The sequence below is a fragment of the Streptomyces sp. SCPE 10 genome, assembly GCF_051980735.1.
Classification (GTDB): Bacteria; Actinomycetota; Actinomycetes; order Streptomycetales; family Streptomycetaceae; genus Streptomyces; species Streptomyces misionensis.
This window is the reverse complement of the sequence record NZ_CP197069.1, coordinates 5,201,604-5,221,649: the sequence shown is the minus strand read 5'-3', so window position 1 is coordinate 5,221,649 and position 20,046 is coordinate 5,201,604. Positions and strand designations below refer to the sequence as shown.

The following is a 20,046-nucleotide window of genomic DNA, read 5'->3' as shown; positions in this document are numbered from 1 at the left end:
GCCGGGCCGGCCGCACCGCTCGCCGCGGGGTCCCTACAGGGTGGGGTCCGGGTCCGTCGGCGTCGTCACCTCGGTGGGCCCGGGTGCCGGCGCCGACTTCGTGAACGGTGCCATCGAGTCGCCGGTGGGGTCCGTGGACGGGTCCGTGGGGGTCGGGTCGGTGGGCGGGGTGGCCGGTGAGGACGAGGTGGCGGGCGGGGTGCTCGGCTTGGTCGGCGGGTCCGTCGGCTTCGTCTTGGTCGGGGTCGGCGTCGGCTTCGGGGAGGTGCCCCCGCTGCCGGTGCTTCCCGTCTCGCTCGGGTCGGCCGGCGCGCTGTCGGACACGGACGGCCGCGGCGGGGCGCTCGTGCCGGTGTGCGTGTCCGCCGGGCCCGAGGCCGAGGGGCGGACCGCGGGCGGCTGCGCGGGCGTCCCGGGGTCCTGGCCCGGGTCGGCGTCCACCGTGGAGTCCCCGGCGTCCTGGCTCGCCGACGGGTTGACGTCGGCCCGCCCGGCGGGGTTCTTGTCGTCGCCCTCGTGGGACGTCATGCCCAGCGTCACCACGGTGCCCAGCACCGCCGCGAGCAGTGCCCCGGAACCGGCCGCGACCATGTTGCGGCGGGCGAGCCGGCGGATGCCGAGCCCCCGGACGGGCGGTGCGGTCACCTGGGGCGTGACCAGGGTGTCGGGGACCGGGGCCGGGATGGGCGGCGTCGCGCGGCGCGGCTCGGGTTCCCGCTCCCCCGCCGCCACGGGTACCGGCACGCCGGGCAGTTCCCCGGCCCGGTCCGCGACCAGCGCGAGGGCCCGTCGTCCGGCGACGGTGCCCCGCTTGTCGGCGAGCGCGCCGCGCAGCCCGATGGAGGTCTCCAGTTCGGTCCGGGCCCGGTCGAGCCGGCCCGCGCAGAGCGCGAGGACGCCCAGCTCGTGGTGGAAGTAGGCCTGCTCGGTCACCTCGCCGGTGTGCAGCGAGGCCTCCGCGCCGTACCGCAGGGCCCGTTCCCAGGCGCTCCAGTGCAGGGCCGCCGCGAAGGCGGGCGCCGCCGTGCGGGCGAGCCGCACCGCGTGCTCGTCCTCGCCCTCGGCGGGCGGCACCACGGCCGCGAGCGCCGCGAGCACCGCGTCGGCCTCGGCGCCCACCCGCTCCGGGGTGACCGAGGGGTGCCCGGCCCACCAGGCGTAGTGCTGGGCGGCGGTACGGGCCTGCTCCGGGGCGTCGTCGCCGTACCCGGCGGCCTCCAGCTGGGTCTGGACGCCGGCCGCGAGCCGGTAGCGGGAGCCGACCGGGGAGACCAGCCCGCAGGCCGCCAGTTCCCCGAGGGCCGCGTCGGCGTGGGTGTCGCCGACCATCGCGGGCAGATGCGCCTGGTGCGGGACCTCGCCGCCGAGGGCGACCGCGAAGCGCAGGGCCGCGCGGGCGGAGGCGCTGAGCCGGGAGGCGAGCAGCGGGGCGGGCGCGGCGGCCTCGCCGAGCGAGGGCAGCGGCACGGCCGCGCCGTCGAGGTCCCGCCCCTGGCCGACCACGGGGCGTACGTCCTGGAAGACGCCGTACTCGTCCACCGCGCCGGTCTCGGCGCGCAGTTGGTCGCGCTGCCGCAGCAGGGCGCCCGCCTGCACGAAGCGCAGCGGCAGTCCCTCGGACTCGAACCAGAGGTCGCCCGCCCAGTTGGCCTCTTCCTCGGTGAGCACCCGCCCGGTGGTGCGTTCCAGGATCTCCACTCCGCCGGCCCGGTCGAGCCCGGCCAGGAAGACCTCCTCGACGTCGGCTTCGGCGGAGGGCGCGGGCACGTCCGGGGTGGCGGCGAGCAGGAAGGCGCACTCGGGGGTGGCGTCCAGCAGTTCGTCGAGTTCGGCGCCGCCGAACTGGAGGTCGTCCAGCACGACGACGGCGCCGATCTCCGCGAGCGGTGCCCGCAGTTCGGCGCGTTCGGGGCGGTGGCGGGGGGCGTCGTAGACGGTGTGGAAGAGGTCGTGCAGCAGGTCGTCCGCGGTGCGCTGGAAGCCGTTCAGGCGCACCACGCCGTCGGGCGCGAGGTCCTGGCAGTCCTCGGCGACCAGGTCGAGCAGGGCGGTGCGGCCGGAGCCGCCCGGGCCGGTCAGCCGTACGGTGCGGCCCCGGGCGAGCAGCCGGACCAGCCGCTCGCGCACGTCCTGGCGTTCCAGCAGCGGCAGCGGCTGCCGGGTGGGCCCGGGTGGCACCGGGGGCCTGGCCGCGCGTTCGGCCTCGGCGCGTTCGGCGGCGGTGCGCTTGCGCGGGCTGCCGGGGCGCTCGGCCGGCGGGCACGGCTCGATCTCGCTGCCGTCCACGGGGTTGACGGTCAGCAGCAGGTCGCCGGAGACGAGGTGCGCCGTGCGGGCGGGCGCGGGCGTGCCCGGGCCGAAGTCGGCGATGAGGGAGTCCCGGGGCGGACGGCGGCTGCCCGCCGCCATGTGCTCCTCGGGTCCCGGGCTGCTGATCGGGTCCATGGGTTCAAGCCCCCCATAAGCGTCGTGTGCTCGTGATCCGGCCCCTCCCGGTCTGCCGCGCACCGCGCTGTCGCTCCGGTCCGGACCCGCTCGGTCGAGGGGTGCGAGTCAGGCGGGCGACTCGGGCGGGCGAGGGAACACTAAACCTTCGCCCAGTATCCACGACAGGGCGGGGGTGCCCTATCCCGCGGCGGGCTGCTCCGTACGGTCCGACACGTCACGTTCCGGCGCGGATTGCGCCCCGGGTCCCGCCCTCGGACCGTCCTCGGACCGTCCTCGAACCCCCGGCCGGGGGATCAGACGCGCGGCAGCGATTCGACGCCGATGCCGCCCTCGATGGCGAGGATGCGGTGCAGCCGGGTGGCCACCAACAGCCGCTGCATCTGCGGCGGTACGCCGCGCAGCACCAGACGGCGACCGCAGCGGCCGGCCCGCCGGTGGGCCCCCATGATCACCCCGAGTCCGGTGGCGTCCCAGGAGTCCAGTTCGGACAGGTCGAGCACCAGGTCGCCGGCTCCGTGGTCGACGGCCGAGTGCAGGGCCGTACGGGCGTCCGCCGCGCTGCGGACGTCGAGGCGCCCCCCGACGACCAGCTCGGCGTGGTCGCCCCTGATGTGCATATGCGCTCCCCGTTGAGTGCGGTTGTGGCGTTCTCCGTGTCGATGCTGTGCACCGTCTGACTGAATGCGTGGCGGTGCGGTTGCTGCTTGTAAGCGAACCGATACCGAATTCACCCCTGGGAGTGATGTTCTGGGGGTGAATTCGGTGACGATCCGCTTTCGTACTCGCTCAGTACCTGCTCAGTACGTGCTCAGTACGTGTAGAAGCCCTGCCCGCTCTTGCGGCCGATGTCACCGGCATCCACCATCCGGCGCATCAGCTCCGGCGGGGCGAACTTCTCGTCCTGGGTCTCGGTGTAGATGTTGCCGGTGGCGTGCAGCAGGATGTCCACGCCGGTCAGGTCGGTGGTGGCGAGCGGGCCCATGGCGTGGCCGAAGCCCAGCTTGCAGGCGAGGTCGATGTCCTCGGCGGTGGCGACGCCCGACTCGTAGAGCTTGACGGCCTCCACGACGAGGGCGGAGATGAGGCGGGTGGTGACGAACCCCGCGACGTCCCGGTTGACCACGATGCAGGTCTTGCCGACTGACTCGGCGAACTCCCGCGCGGTGGCGAGGGCTTCGTCGCTCGTCTTGTACCCGCGGACCAGTTCGACCAGCTTCATCATCGGCACCGGCGAGAAGAAGTGCACGCCGACGACCCGTTCGGGCCGCTCGGTGGCCGCCGCGATCTTGGTGATCGGGATGGCGGAGGTGTTGGAGGCGAGCACGGTGTCCTCGCGCACGATCTTGTCGAGCGCGCGGAAGATCTCGTGCTTGACCTCCAGCTTCTCGAAGACGGCCTCCACCACGACGTCCGCGTCGGCGGCGGCGTCCAGGTCGGTGGTCGGGGTGATCCGGCCGAGGGCGGCATCGGCGTCGTGCGCCTCCAGCTTGCCCTTGCTCACGAACTTGTCGTACGACGCCTTGATGGCGTCGGTGCCGCGCGTGAGCGCCTCGTCGGTGACATCGCGGAGGACGACCTCCCAGCCCGCCTGCGCGGCGACCTGAGCGATACCGGACCCCATGAGACCGGCCCCGATGACGGCGAGCTTCCCTGCCACTCCGACTCCCTCTTCCCGCTGTTACCCGCTGGACGTGTGCCTCTTCGGCGGACGATAGCGCTCGTGAGGCCGGTTGAGTACGGTAAGTAACGCGCGTCACTGTCTCAGGGGCTGAGACTCCGGTCACGTCAATTCCTCGTGGAGTCAAGCATTTTGTCCCCCTGTCGGCGGCCCGGCCGATACGCCGCGTGGTCAGATCGCTACGTTTCCCATCGGGGGTGTGTCATGCCACCGCGAAAAGTGGTCACGGGCCGCAGTCAGGAGCCTCGTTGGCGGTACGCGGAGGAACTGCGCCGGCTGCGTCTCGCCAAGGGCCTGACCCTGCGTGAGCCGGCGCACGGACGTGATGTTCCTGCGCCTGCTGGACGGCAGCACGGTGGCGTACACGGAGAACGCCCATCGCGGCGAACTGATCGAAGACAGCGGGGCAGTTGAACACCTGCAACGTCCGTACGATGCCATGCGCGACCAAGCGCTCCCCCCGGCCGAGTCGCGGAAGTTCATCCTGCGCATGTTGGAGGAAGTGCCATGCGACCCCGAGTCCTCGACCTGAGCAGCGTGACGTGGCGCAAGAGCAGCTACAGCAACCCCGACGGCGGCGCCTGCCTCGAAGTCTCCGACAACCACCCCACCGCCATCCCCGTCCGTGACAGCAAGAACCCCCACGGCCCCGTCCTCCTCTTCACGGACCCGGCCTGGGCGGCCTTCGTCGGGGCCGGTCGGGCGCGGGGTGCCGGTCTGACGGAAAGGCCCCCGGCGCCGCCCTCGCGGGACGGCGCCGGGGGCCGTGTCCGGCGGCCGGGCCTCAGCCCTCCGCCCGCTGCCCGCGCACCGCGTACCCGAGCACCCGCTCGCTCAGCAGCGCCTCCATCTCGTCCAGCAGCGCCAGCACCTCCCGCGAGACCTCGGCGGGCGCCCGGCCCTTGACCATCTCCCGGCCGATGACCCCCATCACCGTGCCGTGCACCCAGCCGATCTGACCGGCCATCAGCAACGGCAGTTCATCGTCGTCGGCCGCACCGGTCTCCTCGCGCAGGGCTTGTTCGAGGGCGGCCTGCACCTCCTGGGAGATGGCCCACAGGCGCGAGCGCAGCGCCGGGGCTGCCTCGATGACGCGCATGAAGACCGCGTAGTCCGGGAGCAGACCGACCCGCGGGGACACCGCCTCGACCTCCTCGCGCAGTTCGCGCAGCACGGCCGCCGCCGCCGACTCCCCCTCGCGGCGGCCGCGGACCCAGCGGGCCAGCCGGTCCACCACCCCCGCGGAGCGGTCGAAGAACAGGTCCTCCTTGGCGGGGAAGTAGTTGTAGACCGTGTTGACGGAGACGTTCGCCGCGTCGGCGATCTCCGCGACCGTCACCGCGTCGAAGCCCCGCTCGACGAACAGCCCCGTGGCGACATCCGAGATGTACTGCCTGGTCTGCCGCTTCTTCCGCTCCCTGAGTCCCTCGGCCATGCCCGCAATCCTAGCTTCGCTGGGCCTCCTGAAAACTTGGAGTGATTGCAAATTTTCAGGGACTCTGTTTTTCTGTGGGCATGGCAGCAGTCATCAGCGCGGCGCGTCTCGCCCGCACCTTCCGGACGAAAGCCGGCCCCGTCGACGCCGTGCGCGGCATCGACCTCACCGTCTACGAGGGCGAGATCCTCGGCTTCCTGGGCCCCAACGGCGCCGGAAAGACCACCACCCTGCGCATGCTCACCACCCTCTTGAAGCCGACCGGCGGCACGGCCACCGTCGCCGGGCACGACCTCGCGGGCGACCCGGCCGGGGTGCGGCGTGCCTGCGGGTACGTCGCCCAGGCGGGCGGCGTCGACCCGCAGATCACCGTGCGGGAGGAGCTGGTCACCCAGGGGCGGTTCTACCGGCTGTCCAAGGCGGACGCCGTCGCACGGACCGGGGAACTCGCCCGCGACCTGGGCCTCACCGGCCTGCTCGACCGCAAGGCGGGCGCCCTCTCCGGCGGGCAGCGGCGGCGCCTGGACATCGCGATGGCCCTCACCCACCGCCCCGCCGTGCTGTTCCTGGACGAGCCGACCACCGGCCTCGACCCCGGCAGCCGGGCCGATCTGTGGGACCTGGTGCGCAGGCTGCGCGACGAGGGCACGACCGTCTTCCTGACCACCCACTACCTGGACGAGGCCGACGCCCTCGCCGACCGGCTGGTGATCGTCGACCGGGGCGTGGTCGCGGCCGAGGGCACGCCCGCCGCGCTCAAGCTGGAGTACGGCGGCTCCCTGGACGCCACCCTCCAGGACACCTTCCTGGCCGTCACCGGCCGCGCCCCCGCCCCCGCCGACGACACCCCCGTCGCCGTATAGCCCCCAGGAGTCCCCCGGCATGCTGCTGCACGACACGGCCCTCGTCTACGGCCGCTACCTCCGCCAGTCCCTGCGCTCCCGCTTCGCCCTCCTCTTCGGGGTCCTCACCCCGCTGCTCTACCTGCTCTTCTTCGGCCCGCTGCTCACCGGTCTGCCGCTGGGCGGAGCGGGCAGCTCCTGGCAGGTGCTCGTACCCGGCCTGCTGCTCCAACTCGGCCTGTTCGGCGCCCTGTTCGCGGGCTTCACGGTCATCATGGAGAACGCCGCGGGGGTGGTGGAACGGATGCGGGTCACCCCGGTCAGCCGGCTCGCCCTGCTGCTCGGCCGGGTGCTGCGCGACACCACGGTGTTCGTGTTCCAGGCGGTGCTGCTGGTGCTGGCCGCGCTGGTGATGGGCCTGCGCGCACCGCTGGCGGGCGTGCTCATCGGCTTCGGGTTCGTCGCGCTGCTCACGCTGTCCCTGGCCTCGGTGTCGTACGCGCTGGCCATGAAGGTCCGCACCCCGCAGGAGTTCGGCCCGCTGATCAACGCGGTGTCCATGCCGTCGATGCTGCTGTCCGGACTGATGCTCCCGATGAGCCTGGCCCCCGGCTGGCTCGACGCGCTGTCGCACTTCGTGCCGTTCCGCTATCTGGTGGACGCGATGCGCGACGCCTACGTCGGCCACTACGCCACCACGCACATGCTCTACGGCGTCCTGGTCGCCGTAGGCTTCGCGGCACTGGCCGTGACGGCGGGCACACGGGTGTTCCGGACGGCCGGGGCGTAATTACGCTGGGCACATGGTCAATCTGACGCGCATCTACACCCGGACCGGCGACAAGGGCACCACCAACCTCGGCGACATGAGCCGGGTGCCCAAGACGGACCTCAGGATCTCCGCGTACGCGGACAGCAACGAGGCCAACGCGGTGATCGGCACCGCGATCGCCCTGGGGGGCCTGGACGAGGAGGTCGTCGCCGTCCTCACCCGCGTGCAGAACGACCTGTTCGACGTGGGCGCGGACCTCTCGACCCCGGTGGCGGAGAACCCGGAGTACCCGCCGCTGCGGGTCGAGCAGTTCTACATCGACCGGCTGGAGGCGGACTGCGACCGCTTCAACGAGCAGCTGGAGAAGCTGCGCTCCTTCATCCTGCCCGGCGGCACCCCCGGCGCCGCCCTGCTCCACCAGGCCTGCACCGTCGTGCGCCGCGCCGAGCGCTCCACCTGGGCGGCCCTGGAGGTGCACGGCGACCTCATGAACCCGCTCACCGCCACCTACCTCAACCGCCTCTCCGATCTCCTCTTCATCCTGGCCCGCATCGCCAACAAGGCCACCGGCGACGTGCTCTGGGTGCCCGGCGGCGAACGCTGACGGGCACGGACAAGTCCCACGTCAGCCGGTTGCCGGGCAAGCCGGCGCTGCACGGCCGAGTCCAAGCGGCCGTCCTGACAGGCGAGTTGGGGGTTTAGGCGCACCACCGCCAGATTGGTCCAGACCTATTGACCCGTGGTCCAGACCTTTCTACCCTCGGGGCACCGTGGGCATGAAGGCTCAGTCATGCCCCCCTTTCACCCCCACCGACAAGGGAGGCGCAGCGTGCGCTTCAGACACAGAGCCGCGGCAGGACTCGCGACCCTGATACTCCCCCTGGCCGGACTGGTCTCTCTCGCGAGCCCCGCCCCGGCCGCGAGCGACGCCACGGCGGCCGGCGGCGTCACCGCCAGCTTCACCAAGTCCAGCGACTGGGGCACCGGGTTCGGCGGTCAGTGGACCATCAAGAACTCCGGCACCGCCAGCATCAGCTCCTGGACCATCCAGTGGGACTTCCCCTCCGGCACGTCCGTCACCTCCGCCTGGGACGCCGACGTCACCAACTCCGGCAACCACTGGACGGCGAAGAACAAGTCCTACAACGGCACCCTCGCCCCCGGCGCCTCCGTCAGCTTCGGCTTCAACGGCTCCGGCCCCGGCTCCCCGAGCAACTGCACCCTCAACGGTGACAGCTGTGACGGCACCTCGGTCCCGGGCGACGCCGCCCCGAGCGCCCCCGGTACCCCGACCGCCTCCGGCATCACCGACACCTCGGTCAAGCTGACCTGGGGCGCGGCCACCGACGACAAGGGCGTCAAGAACTACGACGTGCTGCGCGACGGCAAGGTCGTCGCCACCGTGACCGGCACCTCGTACACCGACACCGGTCTCACCGCCGGCACCGACTACTCCTACTCGGTGCAGGCCCGTGACACCGCCGGCCAGACCGGTCCGGTCAGCGCCGCGGTCGCCGTGCACACCACCGGGGGCGGCGGCACCACTCCCCCGCCGACCAGCGGCAAGATCAAGATGGGGTACTTCACGGACTGGGGCATCTACGCCCGCAACTACAACGTGAAGAACCTGGTGACCTCCGGCTCCGCCGCCAAGATCACCCACATCAACTACGCCTTCGGCAACGTCACCGGCGGCAAGTGCGCCGTCGGCGACTCCTACGCCGACTACGACAAGGCGTTCACCGCCGACCAGGCCGTCAACGGCGTGGCCGACACCTGGGACCAGCCGCTGCGCGGCAACTTCAACCAGCTGCGCGAGCTGAAGGCCAAGTACCCGAACCTCAAGGTGATCTGGTCCTTCGGCGGCTGGACCTGGTCCGGCGGCTTCGCCGACGCGGCCAAGAACCCGGCGGCCTTCGCCCAGTCCTGCTACGACCTGGTCAACGACCCGCGCTGGGCCGATGTCTTCGACGGCATCGACATCGACTGGGAGTACCCCAACGCCTGCGGCCTGACCTGTGACACCAGCGGTCCCGCGGCCCTCAAGAACGTGGTGGCCGCGCTGCGCGCCAAGTTCGGCACCAACAAGCTGGTGACCGCCGCGGTCTCCGCCGACGGCTCCAACGGCGGCAAGGTCGACGCCGCCGACTACGCGGGCGCCGCCCAGTACCTCGACTGGTACAACGTGATGACGTACGACTTCTTCGGCGCCTGGGACGCGAAGGGCCCCACCGCCCCGCACTCCCCGCTCACCTCGTACAGCGGCATCCCGCAGGCCGGCTTCACCACCGCCGACGCGATCGCCAAGTACAAGGCGGCCGGCGTGCCCGCCTCCAAGCTGCTCATCGGCATCGGCTTCTACGGCCGCGGCTGGACCGGCGTCACCCAGGACGCCCCGGGCGGCACGGCCACGGGCCCGGCGAACGGCACCTACGAGCAGGGCATCGAGGACTACAAGGTGCTCAAGTCGTCCTGCCCGGTCACCGGCACCATCGCGGGCACCGCGTACGCCCACTGCGGCAGCAACTGGTGGTCGTACGACACCCCGTCGACCATCGCCGGGAAGATGAGCTGGGCCAAGACCCAGGGCCTGGGCGGCGCGTTCTTCTGGGAGTTCAGCGGCGACACCAGCGACGGCGAACTGGTGAACGCCATCAGCAGCAACCTCTGAGCCGGACGGCTCCGCACGACATCGTCCCTCTCCCGGCGTCCGGGAGAGGGGCGATGCGGTTACGCCACGTTCACCCGCTGGCCGGGCGGCGCTGCCTCCAGCCACGCAAGGAATCCGGTCAGCGCGTCCTCGCTCATGGCGAGCTCCAGGCGCGTGCCCTGGTGGATACAGGCGAGGACCACCGCGTCGGACAGCAGCGCCAGTTCCTCCTCGCCCTCCGGCAGCCGGCGTCCGGCCACCTCGATCAGGGCGCGTTCCAGCACCCGGCGGGGGCGCACGGCGTAGGAGAAGACCCGGTACCACTCGATCCGGTCACCGTTGTAGCGGGCGACGCCGTAGCTCCACCCTTTGCCACCGGCATCCGGCCTGTCGGCCACGTCCCAGCGCAGCGAACAGTCGAAGGTCCCGCCCGAACGCTGGATCAGCCGGCGCCGCAGGCCGAACAGGAACAGCCCCAGCACCACGAGCGCGACCACGATCCCGCACACAGTCAGAGCGAGGACCATCGGCACCGACCTCCTCGTCTCCTAGGTAACGGAACGGAAAAAACACCCGGATCTGCCTCAGCCGCGACCGGGACCCCGAGGTCCCAGCCGCGGCTGAGGTTACGTCATCACACGGTGCGCGGTGTCAGCGCGCCGTCGCCGCACGAAGCCGGACGTCCGCACGGCGCTCGGCGGCGGCATCGCCCTCCGCCTTCGCGCGTTCGAGCTCCCGCTCGGTGCGCTGGACATCGATCTCGTCCGACAGCTCGGCGACCTCGGCCAGCAGCGACAGCTTGTTGTCCGCGAACGAGACGAAACCGCCGTGCACCGCGGCGACGACCGTGCCGCCGTCACTCGTACGGATGGTCACCGGGCCCGACTCCAGCACACCGAGCAGCGGCTGGTGACCGGGCATGACGCCGATGTCGCCGGAGGTGGTGCGCGCGACGACCAGGGTGGCCTCGCCGGACCAGACCTGGCGGTCCGCGGCGACCAGCTCGACGTGCAGCTCAGCAGCCAAGGGTGGCTCCTCGGGTCACCACCCGGCAGGGGCGCCGGGTGTTGGGGTCAATTCTAGTGGGCGTTGCGGAGGGGGCGGGACGCGCCCGCCCCCTCACACGAGCACGGGGCTCAGGAGACGCCCAGCTCCTTGGCGTTGGCCTTGAGGTCCTCAAGACCACCGCACATGAAGAACGCCTGCTCCGGGAAGTGGTCGTACTCGCCGTCGCAGATCGCGTTGAACGCGGCGATCGACTCGTCCAGCGGCACGTCCGAACCGTCCACGCCGGTGAACTGCTTGGCGACGTGGGTGTTCTGGGACAGGAAGCGCTCCACGCGACGGGCACGGTGGACGACGAGCTTGTCCTCCTCGCCGAGCTCGTCGATACCGAGGATCGCGATGATGTCCTGGAGGTCCTTGTACTTCTGCAGGATGTTCTTCACGCGCATGGCCGCGTTGTAGTGGTCCGCGGAGATGTACCGCGGGTCCAGGATCCGGGACGTGGAGTCCAGCGGGTCCACGGCCGGGTAGATGCCCTTCTCGGAGATCGGACGGGAGAGAACCGTCGTCGCGTCGAGGTGGGCGAAGGTGGTCGCCGGGGCCGGGTCGGTCAGGTCGTCCGCGGGGACGTAGATCGCCTGCATCGAGGTGATCGAGTGACCGCGGGTCGAGGTGATGCGCTCCTGGAGGAGGCCCATCTCGTCGGCCAGGTTCGGCTGGTAACCCACCGCGGACGGCATACGGCCGAGCAGGGTGGAGACCTCGGAACCGGCCTGCGTGAAGCGGAAGATGTTGTCGATGAAGAACAGCACGTCCTGCTTCTGGACGTCACGGAAGTACTCGGCCATGGTGAGGCCGGCCAGCGCGACGCGCAGACGGGTGCCCGGGGGCTCGTCCATCTGACCGAAGACCAGCGCGGTCTTGTCGATGACGCCCGAGTCGGTCATCTCCTCGATGAGGTCGTTGCCCTCACGGGTGCGCTCACCGACACCGGCGAACACGGAGACACCGTCGTGGTTGTTGGCGACACGGTAGATCATCTCCTGGATGAGCACCGTCTTGCCGACGCCGGCGCCGCCGAACAGGCCGATCTTGCCGCCCTTGACGTACGGGGTGAGCAGGTCGATGACCTTGACGCCCGTCTCGAACATCTCGGTCTTCGACTCGAGCTCGTCGAAGTTCGGGGCCTTGCGGTGGATCGGCCAGCGCTCGCCCTCGTACTGCTCATCGACGTTCAGCACCTCACCGAGGGTGTTGAACACCTTGCCCTTGGTGAAGTCGCCGACCGGCACCGAGATCGGCGCGCCGGTGTCGACGACCGGGGCCTGGCGGACCAGGCCGTCGGTGGGCTGCATGGAGATGGTGCGGACCAGGCCGTCACCCAGGTGCTGGGCGACCTCCAGGGTCAGCGTCTTCTTCTCGCCGGCGTTGGCCGGGTCGGCCACCTCGACGTGCAGCGCCTGGTAGATGTCCGGCATCGCGTCGACGGGGAACTCCACGTCGACGACCGGGCCGATGACCCGGGCGACGCGGCCCGTAGCCGTCGCGGTCTCAACAGTGGTGGTCATTTATCGGTCACTCCCCGCGGTCGCGTCGGCCAGGGCGCTCGCGCCACCGACGATCTCGCTGATTTCCTGGGTGATTTCGGCCTGGCGGGCCGCGTTGGCAAGGCGGGACAGCGTGTTGATCAGCTCGCCCGCGTTGTCGGTGGCCGACTTCATCGCGCGCCGCGTGGCGGCGTGCTTGGAGGCGGCCGACTGGAGCAGCGCGTTGTAGATCCGGCTCTCCACGTAGCGCGGCAGGAGGGCGTCGAGGACGTCCTCCGCCGAGGGCTCGAAGTCGTAGAGCGGGAGGATCTCGCCCTCGTGCTTCGTCTCCTCGGCGACCTCTTCGAGGCGCAGCGGAAGCAGCCGTGCGTCCAGCGCGGTCTGCGTCATCATCGAGACGAACTCGGTGAAGACGATGTGGAGTTCGTCCACGCCGCCCTCGGCCGTGTCCTTCTCGATGGCCTCGATCAGGGGCGCCGCCACCTTCTTGGCGTCCGCGTACGACGGCTCGTCGGTGAAGCCCGTCCACGACTCCGCGACCTTGCGCTCACGGAAGTTGTAGTGGGCGACACCGCGCCGGCCGACGATGTACGTGTCGACCTGCCTGCCCTCGCGCTCCAGGCGCTCGGTCAGCTGCTCCGCGGCCTTGATGGCGTTGGAGTTGAAGGCGCCGGCCAGACCGCGGTCGCTCGTGAGGAGCAGGACCGCGGCACGGGTCGGGGTCTCGGCCTCCGTGGTGAGCGGGTGCTTGGTGTTCGACCCCGTACCGACCGCCGTGACCGCGCGCGTCAGCTCGGTCGCGTACGGCGTGGAGGCCGCCACCTTGCGCTGTGCCTTGACGACACGCGAGGCGGCGATCATCTCCATCGCCTTGGTGATCTTCTTGGTCGCGCTGACGGATCGGATGCGACGCTTGTAGACCCGGAGCTGGGCTCCCATGAGTCAGGTCCCTTCCTTACGTCACTTGGCGGCAGCGGCAGGAGTGTCCTCGCCGAGCAGCTTGCCGTCCGAGGTCTCGAACTGCTTCTTGAACTCGGCCACCGCGTCGTCGATCGCCTGGATCGTGTCGTCCGACATCTTGGCGCCCTCCTTGATGGAGGTCATCAGGCCCTGGTGCTTCCGGTGCAGGAAGTCGATCAGTTCCTTCTCGAAGCGGCGGATGTCGGCGACCGGCACGTCGTCCATACGGCCGTTGGTACCGGCCCACACGGAGACGACCTGGTCCTCGGTGGCCATCGGCTGGTACTGGTCCTGCTTCAGCAGCTCGACCATGCGCTGACCGCGCTCCAGCTGGGCCTTGGAGGCCGCGTCCAGGTCGGAACCGAAGGCGGCGAACGCCTCCAGCTCACGGAACTGGGCGAGGTCCACACGCAGGCGGCCGGAGACCTGGCGCATCGCCTTGTGCTGGGCGGAGCCACCGACTCGGGAGACCGAGATACCGACGTTCAGCGCGGGACGCTGACCGGCGTTGAACAGGTCCGACTCCAGGAAGCACTGGCCGTCGGTGATGGAGATGACGTTGGTCGGGATGAACGCCGAGACGTCGTTGGCCTTGGTCTCGACGATCGGCAGACCGGTCATCGAACCGGCACCCATCTCGTCGGAGAGCTTCGCGCAGCGCTCCAGGAGGCGGGAGTGCAGGTAGAAGACGTCACCCGGGTAGGCCTCACGGCCCGGCGGGCGGCGCAGCAGCAGGGACACGGCGCGGTAGGCGTCGGCCTGCTTGGACAGGTCGTCGAAGATGATGAGGACGTGCTTGCCCTCGTACATCCACTGCTGACCGATGGCCGAACCGGTGTACGGCGCCAGGTACTTGAAGCCGGCCGGGTCGGACGCCGGGGCGGCGACGATGGTCGTGTACTCCAGGGCGCCGTTCTCCTCCAGCGCGCGGCGCACGCCGGCGATGGTGGAGCCCTTCTGGCCGATGGCGACGTAGATGCAGCGGACCTGCTTCTTCGGGTCGCCGGTGCGCCAGTTGTCGCGCTGGTTGATGATGGTGTCGACGGCCAGGGCGGTCTTGCCGGTCTGGCGGTCACCGATGATCAGCTGGCGCTGACCACGGCCGATCGGGGTCATCGCGTCGACGGCCTTGTAGCCGGTCTCCATCGGCTCGTGCACCGACTTGCGCTGCATGACCGTGGGGGCCTGCAGCTCGAGGGCGCGGCGGCCGGACGTCTCGATCTCGCCGAGGCCGTCGATCGGGTTGCCGAGCGGGTCGACAACACGGCCGAGGTAGCCCTCGCCGACCGCGACGGAGAGCACCTCGCCGGTACGCGTGACCGGCTGGCCCTCCTCGACACCGCTGAACTCGCCGAGGACGATGGCACCGATCTCGCGCTCCTCGAGGTTGAGGGCGAGGCCGAGGGTGCCGTCCTCGAACTTCAGCAGTTCGTTGGCCATGGCCGAGGGAAGACCCTCGATCTTCGCGATGCCGTCGCCGGCAAGGGTGACCGTACCGACCTCCTCGCGCGAGGCCGCGTCCGGCTTGTACGACTGGACGAAGTTCTCCAGCGCGTCCCGGATCTCCTCCGGCCGGATCGTGAGCTCCGCCATCTGGGTTCCCTGCTCTCCTTGTTGGGCCCGAAGTTTCACTTTGGGGGGATGGGGACTCCCCCCAACAGGAGGTGAATCCTCTGCACGGCCCAACCAGGGCCGTAAGTACGTACTGCTTTTCTCGGTCTGTCGACTTGCTGCTGCGTGGCTAGCTCGCCATGCGGCGGGCGGCCTCGTCCAGGCGGTCCGCGAGCGAACCGTTGATGACCTCGTCACCGACCTGCACGCGCATTCCGCCTACGACGTCGGGGTCCACGTCCAGGTTGAGGTGCATGCGGCGGCCGTAGAGCTTGCCGAGGGCGGCGCCGAGGCGCTGCTTCTGGGTGTCGCTCAGCGGTACCGCGGAGGTGACGACGGCGACCATGCGGTCCCGGCGCTCGGCGGCCAGCTTGGACAGGGACTCCAGTCCCGCTTCCAGGCTACGACCACGCGGCGCGGTCACGAGGCGCACGACCAGTCGCTCGGTGGCGGGCTTGGCCCGTCCGCCGAGCAGCCGGTGCAGCAGCTCGGTCTTGGCCCGGCCGTCCGCGGAGCGGTCGGTCAGGGCGGCGCGCAGCTCGGTGCTGGAGGAGACGATCCGGCCGAACCGGAACAGCTCGTCCTCGACCTCGTCGAGGTTGCCGCGCTTCTCCGCGGCGGTGAGGTCGGCGATGTCCGCCAGCTCTTCCAGCGCGTCCACCAGGTCGCGGGGCTGCGACCAGCGGGCGCGGGCCATGCCGGCCACCAGGTCGGCGGCGGTACCGCTGACCTGGGCGCCGAGCAGGCGCTGGACCAACTCCGCCTTGGCCTCTCCGGACTGCGCCGGGTCGGTGACAACCCGGCGCAGGCCGGCCTCGCGGTCGAGCAGCGCGGTGACGGCCGCCAGCTCGTCGGCGAGCGTGACCGCGTCCACGGACGTGGAGTCCGTCAGCGTGTCAAGGCGCTCCCGTGCGGCTGCCAGGGCCTCGCGGCTCGCTCCGTTCATCGCGCGGCCTCGGCCTTCTCCTCAAGCTCGTCGAGGAAACGGTCGATCACACGGCTCTGGCGGGCGTGGTCCTCGAGGGACTCGCCGACGAGCTTGCCGGCCAGGTCGGTGGCGAGCTTGCCGACGTCCTGGCGCAGCGCGGACGCGGCGGCCTTGCGGTCGGCCTCGATCTGGGCGTGACCGGCGGCGACGATCTCCTCACGCTGCCGCTGGCCCTCGGCCCGCATCTCGGCGATGAGGGCGGCACCCTGCTCCTGCGCCTCCTGGCGCAGCCGCGCGGCCTCGTGCCGAGCCTCGGCGAGCTGCGCCTTGTACTGCTCAAGGACGCTCTGGGCCTCGGTCTGCGCAGCCTCGGCCTTTTCGATACCGCCCTCGATGGCCTCGCGGCGCTCTTCCAGAACCTTGTTGATGTTCGGGAGGAGCTTCTTGGCGAGGAAGCCGAAGACGATGACGAAAGCGATCAGGCCGATGACGAGCTCTGGGATCGGCGGAAGGAGGGGGTTCTCGGCCTCCTCAGCCGCCAGCTGAACCAGGGGGCTCATATCAGTGCCTTTCGTCTATTGGTGCGAGGCGGTCGGGTCAGGAGGTCGGGTAGACGAACGGCATGACCAGACCGATCAGGGCGAGCGCCTCACAGAAGGCGAAGCCGAGGATCTGGTTGGCGCGGATCAGACCGGCCGCCTCGGGCTGGCGGGCGAGGGCCTGCGTACCGTTACCGAAGATGATGCCGACGCCGACGCCCGGGCCGATGGCGGCGAGGCCGTAACCGATGGAGCCGAGGTTGCCCTTGATCTGGACGCCGGCGGCAAGGGTTTCGAGAGCGGACATGCCGGTTCTTCCTTCTCTTTCAAAGACCGGTGGGGGTTGGCCACCGGATGTCTGGGTGGGTGGTCGGGAGGCTCAGTGGTGCTCGGCGAGCGCGCCCTGGATGTAGCTGCAGGTCAGCAGTACGAAGACGTACGCCTGGACAGCCTGGATGAAGAGCTCGAAGGCCGTCATGACGATGACCATCACGAACGAGACGGCGGAGTAGGCGATGCCGATGCCGTTGAGCATGTACCAGCTGGCGATCGTGAAGAGCAGCAGCAGGGTGTGGCCGGCGAACATGTTCGCGAACAGTCGGACGGCGTGGGTGAAGGGCCGCACGAGCAGGTTCGAGAAGAACTCGATGGTCATCGACAGCGGGAGGACCGGGCCGAGCGTCTTGTCGTAGCCGGTGAAGTTCTTGAACGCGCCGACGAAGCCGTGTCGCTTGAACGTCAGCGAGACCCAGAGGATGTAGACGACCAGGGCCAGCCCGGCGGGGTAGGCGATGATCGCCGTCACCGGGAACTGGGCGACCGGGATGATCGACCAGAGGTTCATCATCCAGACGAAGAAGAACAGCGAGACGACCAGGGGGACGTACTTCTCGCCCTCCTTCTTGCCGATCGTCTCGAAGACGACGCCGCGGCGCACGAAGTCGTAACCGGCTTCGGCCACCAGCTGGAGCTTGCCCGGGACGATCTTCGGCTTGGCGAAGGCGGCCCAGAAGAAGCCCACGATGATGATGGAACCGAGGAGCGCCAGCAGCATCGTCTTGTTGAAGTACAAGTTGCTGTCCGCGTCGCCGAAGAGCGGCTTGAACAGGAACGAGTGCAGGCCCGGAGCCGGGAAGCCGCACCCGTCGAACAGGTGACAGCTCGTGTCGAAAGCGAGCGTCTGCGACGGATCAGCACTCACCGCGGGCTCCTTCATCGTGGCGCATAGGTACGGCAACCTCGTTGTGTCGGCGCGGCGTGCAACCGCGGGTCGGCACGGGACTGGTGTTACGGATGTGGGGGCGGCTGGGGGGCATCTCGCCTCGCGATCGAACAGGCGTCAGCCGAGATGCCCGCGCCCGCGATGCCGCAGTTGGCACCGGACGATAGCAGCATGTCTCCTGCGCCTTTATCCCGGCCCTACCTCTCACGACGAGCGCCCTGTCTTCTCGGACTTTCCGCCCGGGGACGAGGCGTCGGGATCGACGTAGAGGGTCTTGGCCTTCATGTGCGCACGCGTCTGCGCGGCGATCCACGCGAGGGTGGCGACCACAAGCGTGATGGCGAAGGCACGCGGGTTGAAGAGCGTGGTGTTCTTGAACAGGGCGACGAAGATGACCAGCAGCAGCAGCTGAGCCGCGTAGAGCATCAGCCCCATCATCTGGAACAGCTGCGGAAATGACTTGGCGGTGCGCTGGAGCACGTAGAGACCGAGCCCCATGAACAGGATCACGACCACCGTGGCGACGACGGCCCCGATCGCGCCCTTGCCGCCCGCGACCACACCGCTGACGACGGCGGCGAGCGCGCCGACGACAGCCGTGGGCACGGCGGCCTGAGCAAGGATCCGGGCGTCAGAAGACGGCATGGCGGCAACTCCGCTTTCACAGGGGGCAGGTGTCGTCATGGACGAGCGTAGTCCCGGGCTGAGTGATCGAGACCTCACACCAATGGACCGTCGCACTACGGTCCTTCGGCTCTATCCGGGGTTCTCGTGAACCGTATCACAAACTATTTGATGAGGTCTTTACCTGGTAGGTGTGCTTACTGTCACACATGAGAGTGACCCTGCACGTCTGCGCAAAAATCGAAGCCCTTTGTCTGGTATTAGGGGCTTTCGCTCCCCCACGACTTGGCAATGCTCTCGTCAGATTCTTACCTTGACCGTCTCAGGAACGATCGAGAAAACGCCCATGGGTGCCGATAGCGGTCGCTCCGTTGACGCCGGACACCCCAGCCGTGACCGGGTCCCGCTCCTCGCTCCCCGGCGCCTCGCCGGCCCCGTCCGCCGCGTCCTCCGCGGTCGCCGACGACGCCTCCGCTTCCGTGCCGGTGACCGCGCGGCGGCGGTACCGGGGCGGCACGAAGCGCTGCGCCCAGACCGGCACCCGCGGCGTGAAGCGCGGCAGCAGCAGGAGCACCAGGCCCACCGCGCTGAGGAACACCACACCCAGCACGATCCACATCGACGCGGAGTTCACCGAGTACGCCAGCGCCCCGAAGGCGATCAGCGCCGACCAGAAGTACATGATCAGCACCGCGCGGCTGTGCGAGTGGCCGATCTCCAGCAGCCGGTGGTGCAGGTGCCCGCGGTCGGCGGCGAACGGCGACTGGCCCCGCCAGGTGCGGCGCACGATCGCCAGCACCAGGTCGGCGGCGGGCACGGCGATGATCGTCAGCGGCATCAGCAGCGGGATGTAGACCGGCACCATCTGGTGGACGGTCTCGCGCTCGGAACCGGAGAACAGGTTCATCACGTCCGGGTCCACCTGACCCGTGATCGAGATGGCGCCGGCCGCGAGCACCAGGCCGATCAGCATCGACCCGGAGTCGCCCATGAAGATCCGGGCCGGATGCATGTTGTGCGGCAGGAAGCCCAGGCACATGCCCATCAGGATGGCCGCGAACAGCGTGGCGGGGGCGGCGGCCTCGATGCCGTAGGAGACCCAGACGCGGTAGGCGTACAGGAAGAACGCCGCCGCCGCGATGCACACCATGCCGGCCGCCAAACCGTCCAGGCCGTCCACGAAGTTCACCGCGTTGATGGTGATGACCACGAGCGCGACGGTCAGCAGCGTGCCCTGCCACTGGGTCAGCGCCACGTTGCCGACGCCGGGGATGGGCAGCCACAGGATCGTCAGACCCTGCATGACCATGACGCCGGCGGCGATCATCTGGCCGCCGAGCTTGATCAGGGCGTCGATCTCGAACTTGTCGTCCAGGACGCCGATCAGCCAGATCAGCGCGGCGCCGGACAGCAGCGCCCGGGGCTCGTTGGACTTCTCGAAGACCCAGTTCAGGCTGGACAGGTGGTCGGCGGCCAGCAGGCCGGCGCACAGTCCGAAGAACATCGCGATCCCGCCGAGACGCGGAGTGGGTTCCCGGTGCACGTCCCGCGCCCGGATCTCCGGCATCGCCCCCGCCACGATCGCGAACTTCCGTACCGGTCCGGTCAGCAGGTACGTCACCGCGGCCGTGATGCAGAGCGTCAGCAGGTATTCACGCACGGGCTTCCCCACAGGTCTCGCTGGCCATCACAGCCCCACAGCCTAGCGGCGGGCGTATACGGATGGGGACTTGCGGGTAGCCAGGATGGTTGCACACCTCGCCGTGCCCGCCGCCGTGCCGGTGC

The 20,046-nt window shown here is 70.0% G+C and carries 19 protein-coding genes and 2 pseudogenes; 6 read left to right on the top strand and 15 right to left on the bottom strand.

Annotated elements, in window-relative coordinates; translation table 11 throughout:
- Nucleotides 1-33 precede the first annotated feature (33 nt).
- The 3 genes from ACSP97_RS24285 to ACSP97_RS24275 all read right to left on the bottom strand — a co-directional run bounded on the left by ACSP97_RS24285 (nt 34) and on the right by ACSP97_RS24275 (nt 4,105).
- Nucleotides 34-2,445 (bottom strand): ATP-binding protein, encoded by a 2,412-nt coding sequence (locus ACSP97_RS24285; RefSeq protein WP_440554232.1) that lies wholly within the window; start codon nt 2,443-2,445, stop codon nt 34-36.
- A gap of 296 nt (nt 2,446-2,741) precedes the next feature.
- On the bottom strand, nt 2,742-3,065 hold the full coding sequence (locus ACSP97_RS24280; RefSeq protein WP_355153708.1) for an STAS domain-containing protein: 324 nt from the start codon (nt 3,063-3,065) through the stop codon (nt 2,742-2,744).
- A 191-nt stretch (nt 3,066-3,256) separates the two neighbouring features.
- Nucleotides 3,257-4,105, bottom strand: coding sequence for a 3-hydroxyacyl-CoA dehydrogenase family protein (locus tag ACSP97_RS24275; RefSeq protein WP_355153710.1), 849 nt, complete (start codon nt 4,103-4,105; stop codon nt 3,257-3,259).
- Nucleotides 4,106-4,442: 337 nt separating this feature from the next.
- Between ACSP97_RS24275 and ACSP97_RS24270 the strand changes: the two are divergent.
- Nucleotides 4,443-4,658, top strand: a pseudogene (locus tag ACSP97_RS24270) (Scr1 family TA system antitoxin-like transcriptional regulator); the annotation flags it as partial.
- Nucleotides 4,634-4,762, top strand: a pseudogene (locus tag ACSP97_RS24265) (DUF397 domain-containing protein); the annotation flags it as partial. The pseudogenes ACSP97_RS24270 and ACSP97_RS24265, both read left to right, overlap by 25 nt.
- Before the next feature lie 148 nt (nt 4,763-4,910).
- On the opposite strand, the gene ACSP97_RS24260 reads toward ACSP97_RS24265, so the two are convergent.
- Complete coding sequence (locus ACSP97_RS24260) at nt 4,911-5,561, bottom strand: TetR/AcrR family transcriptional regulator (protein ID WP_355326040.1); 651 nt, start codon at nt 5,559-5,561, stop codon at nt 4,911-4,913.
- 80 nt (nt 5,562-5,641) lie between these two features.
- On the opposite strand from ACSP97_RS24260, the gene ACSP97_RS24255 reads away from it, so the two are divergent.
- From ACSP97_RS24255 to ACSP97_RS24240, 4 genes are all read left to right on the top strand, one after another.
- On the top strand, nt 5,642-6,424 hold the full coding sequence (locus ACSP97_RS24255) for an ABC transporter ATP-binding protein (RefSeq protein WP_440554229.1): 783 nt from the start codon (nt 5,642-5,644) through the stop codon (nt 6,422-6,424).
- Nucleotides 6,425-6,443: 19 nt separating this feature from the next.
- The gene (locus tag ACSP97_RS24250; RefSeq protein WP_440554227.1) at nt 6,444-7,193 is read left to right on the top strand and encodes an ABC transporter permease; all 750 of its coding nucleotides are present in this window, start codon (nt 6,444-6,446) and stop codon (nt 7,191-7,193) included.
- Between the two features lie 13 nt (nt 7,194-7,206).
- Nucleotides 7,207-7,779, top strand: a complete 573-nt coding sequence (locus tag ACSP97_RS24245) for a cob(I)yrinic acid a,c-diamide adenosyltransferase (protein ID WP_440554225.1) — start codon at nt 7,207-7,209, stop codon at nt 7,777-7,779.
- A gap of 225 nt (nt 7,780-8,004) precedes the next feature.
- Nucleotides 8,005-9,846, top strand: a complete 1,842-nt coding sequence (locus ACSP97_RS24240) for a glycoside hydrolase family 18 chitinase (RefSeq protein WP_355153721.1) — start codon at nt 8,005-8,007, stop codon at nt 9,844-9,846.
- 59 nt (nt 9,847-9,905) lie between these two features.
- On the opposite strand, the gene ACSP97_RS24235 is transcribed toward ACSP97_RS24240, so the two are convergent.
- The 11 genes from ACSP97_RS24235 to ACSP97_RS24185 all read right to left on the bottom strand — a co-directional run bounded on the left by ACSP97_RS24235 (nt 9,906) and on the right by ACSP97_RS24185 (nt 19,921).
- Entirely contained in the window at nt 9,906-10,352 is a 447-nt protein-coding gene (locus ACSP97_RS24235; RefSeq protein WP_355153723.1) for a DUF2550 domain-containing protein, read from the bottom strand.
- 124 nt (nt 10,353-10,476) lie between these two features.
- Complete coding sequence (locus tag ACSP97_RS24230; RefSeq protein WP_070027808.1) at nt 10,477-10,851, bottom strand: F0F1 ATP synthase subunit epsilon; 375 nt, start codon at nt 10,849-10,851, stop codon at nt 10,477-10,479.
- A 110-nt stretch (nt 10,852-10,961) separates the two neighbouring features.
- A complete protein-coding gene (gene atpD / locus ACSP97_RS24225; RefSeq protein WP_355153724.1) occupies nt 10,962-12,398 on the bottom strand; it encodes a F0F1 ATP synthase subunit beta in 1,437 nt (478 codons plus the stop codon).
- Complete coding sequence (locus ACSP97_RS24220) at nt 12,399-13,316, bottom strand: F0F1 ATP synthase subunit gamma (RefSeq protein ID WP_355153726.1); 918 nt, start codon at nt 13,314-13,316, stop codon at nt 12,399-12,401.
- Nucleotides 13,317-13,337: 21 nt separating this feature from the next.
- Entirely contained in the window at nt 13,338-14,930 is a 1,593-nt protein-coding gene (atpA, locus tag ACSP97_RS24215) for a F0F1 ATP synthase subunit alpha (protein WP_070027816.1), read from the bottom strand.
- Nucleotides 14,931-15,078: 148 nt separating this feature from the next.
- Complete coding sequence (locus ACSP97_RS24210) at nt 15,079-15,894, bottom strand: F0F1 ATP synthase subunit delta (RefSeq protein WP_358295042.1); 816 nt, start codon at nt 15,892-15,894, stop codon at nt 15,079-15,081.
- The gene (locus ACSP97_RS24205; protein WP_070027820.1) at nt 15,891-16,436 is read right to left on the bottom strand and encodes a F0F1 ATP synthase subunit B; all 546 of its coding nucleotides are present in this window, start codon (nt 16,434-16,436) and stop codon (nt 15,891-15,893) included. Before ACSP97_RS24205 ends, ACSP97_RS24210 begins: the two co-directional genes overlap by 4 nt.
- Nucleotides 16,437-16,473: 37 nt before the next feature.
- Nucleotides 16,474-16,722 (bottom strand): hypothetical protein, encoded by a 249-nt coding sequence (locus tag ACSP97_RS24200; RefSeq protein WP_070027822.1) that lies wholly within the window; start codon nt 16,720-16,722, stop codon nt 16,474-16,476.
- A gap of 72 nt (nt 16,723-16,794) precedes the next feature.
- On the bottom strand, nt 16,795-17,631 hold the full coding sequence (gene atpB / locus ACSP97_RS24195; RefSeq protein ID WP_070027824.1) for a F0F1 ATP synthase subunit A: 837 nt from the start codon (nt 17,629-17,631) through the stop codon (nt 16,795-16,797).
- A gap of 210 nt (nt 17,632-17,841) precedes the next feature.
- A complete protein-coding gene (locus tag ACSP97_RS24190; protein WP_355153731.1) occupies nt 17,842-18,282 on the bottom strand; it encodes a hypothetical protein in 441 nt (146 codons plus the stop codon).
- Nucleotides 18,283-18,583: 301 nt separating this feature from the next.
- A complete protein-coding gene (locus ACSP97_RS24185) occupies nt 18,584-19,921 on the bottom strand; it encodes an MraY family glycosyltransferase (protein ID WP_440554220.1) in 1,338 nt (445 codons plus the stop codon).
- Between the last annotated feature and the right edge of the window lie 125 nt (nt 19,922-20,046).

What these genes read in the sequence shown, in the direction of transcription:
- ACSP97_RS24285 (WP_440554232.1), bottom strand. Translation starts at nt 2,445, where the DNA reads ATGGACCCGATCAGCAGCCCGGGACCCGAGGAGCACATGGCGGCGGGC.
- ACSP97_RS24280 (WP_355153708.1), bottom strand. Translation starts at nt 3,065, where the DNA reads ATGCACATCAGGGGCGACCACGCCGAGCTGGTCGTCGGGGGGCGCCTC.
- ACSP97_RS24260 (WP_355326040.1), bottom strand. Translation starts at nt 5,561, where the DNA reads ATGGCCGAGGGACTCAGGGAGCGGAAGAAGCGGCAGACCAGGCAGTAC.
- ACSP97_RS24255 (WP_440554229.1), top strand. Translation starts at nt 5,642, where the DNA reads ATGGCAGCAGTCATCAGCGCGGCGCGTCTCGCCCGCACCTTCCGGACG.
- ACSP97_RS24250 (WP_440554227.1), top strand. Translation starts at nt 6,444, where the DNA reads ATGCTGCTGCACGACACGGCCCTCGTCTACGGCCGCTACCTCCGCCAG.
- ACSP97_RS24245 (WP_440554225.1), top strand. Translation starts at nt 7,207, where the DNA reads ATGGTCAATCTGACGCGCATCTACACCCGGACCGGCGACAAGGGCACC.
- ACSP97_RS24235 (WP_355153723.1), bottom strand. Translation starts at nt 10,352, where the DNA reads ATGGTCCTCGCTCTGACTGTGTGCGGGATCGTGGTCGCGCTCGTGGTG.
- atpD (WP_355153724.1), bottom strand. Translation starts at nt 12,398, where the DNA reads ATGACCACCACTGTTGAGACCGCGACGGCTACGGGCCGCGTCGCCCGG.
- ACSP97_RS24220 (WP_355153726.1), bottom strand. Translation starts at nt 13,316, where the DNA reads ATGGGAGCCCAGCTCCGGGTCTACAAGCGTCGCATCCGATCCGTCAGC.
- atpA (WP_070027816.1), bottom strand. Translation starts at nt 14,930, where the DNA reads ATGGCGGAGCTCACGATCCGGCCGGAGGAGATCCGGGACGCGCTGGAG.
- ACSP97_RS24210 (WP_358295042.1), bottom strand. Translation starts at nt 15,894, where the DNA reads ATGAACGGAGCGAGCCGCGAGGCCCTGGCAGCCGCACGGGAGCGCCTT.
- ACSP97_RS24205 (WP_070027820.1), bottom strand. Translation starts at nt 16,436, where the DNA reads ATGAGCCCCCTGGTTCAGCTGGCGGCTGAGGAGGCCGAGAACCCCCTC.
- ACSP97_RS24200 (WP_070027822.1), bottom strand. Translation starts at nt 16,722, where the DNA reads ATGTCCGCTCTCGAAACCCTTGCCGCCGGCGTCCAGATCAAGGGCAAC.
- atpB (WP_070027824.1), bottom strand. Translation starts at nt 17,631, where the DNA reads ATGAAGGAGCCCGCGGTGAGTGCTGATCCGTCGCAGACGCTCGCTTTC.
- ACSP97_RS24190 (WP_355153731.1), bottom strand. Translation starts at nt 18,282, where the DNA reads ATGCCGTCTTCTGACGCCCGGATCCTTGCTCAGGCCGCCGTGCCCACG.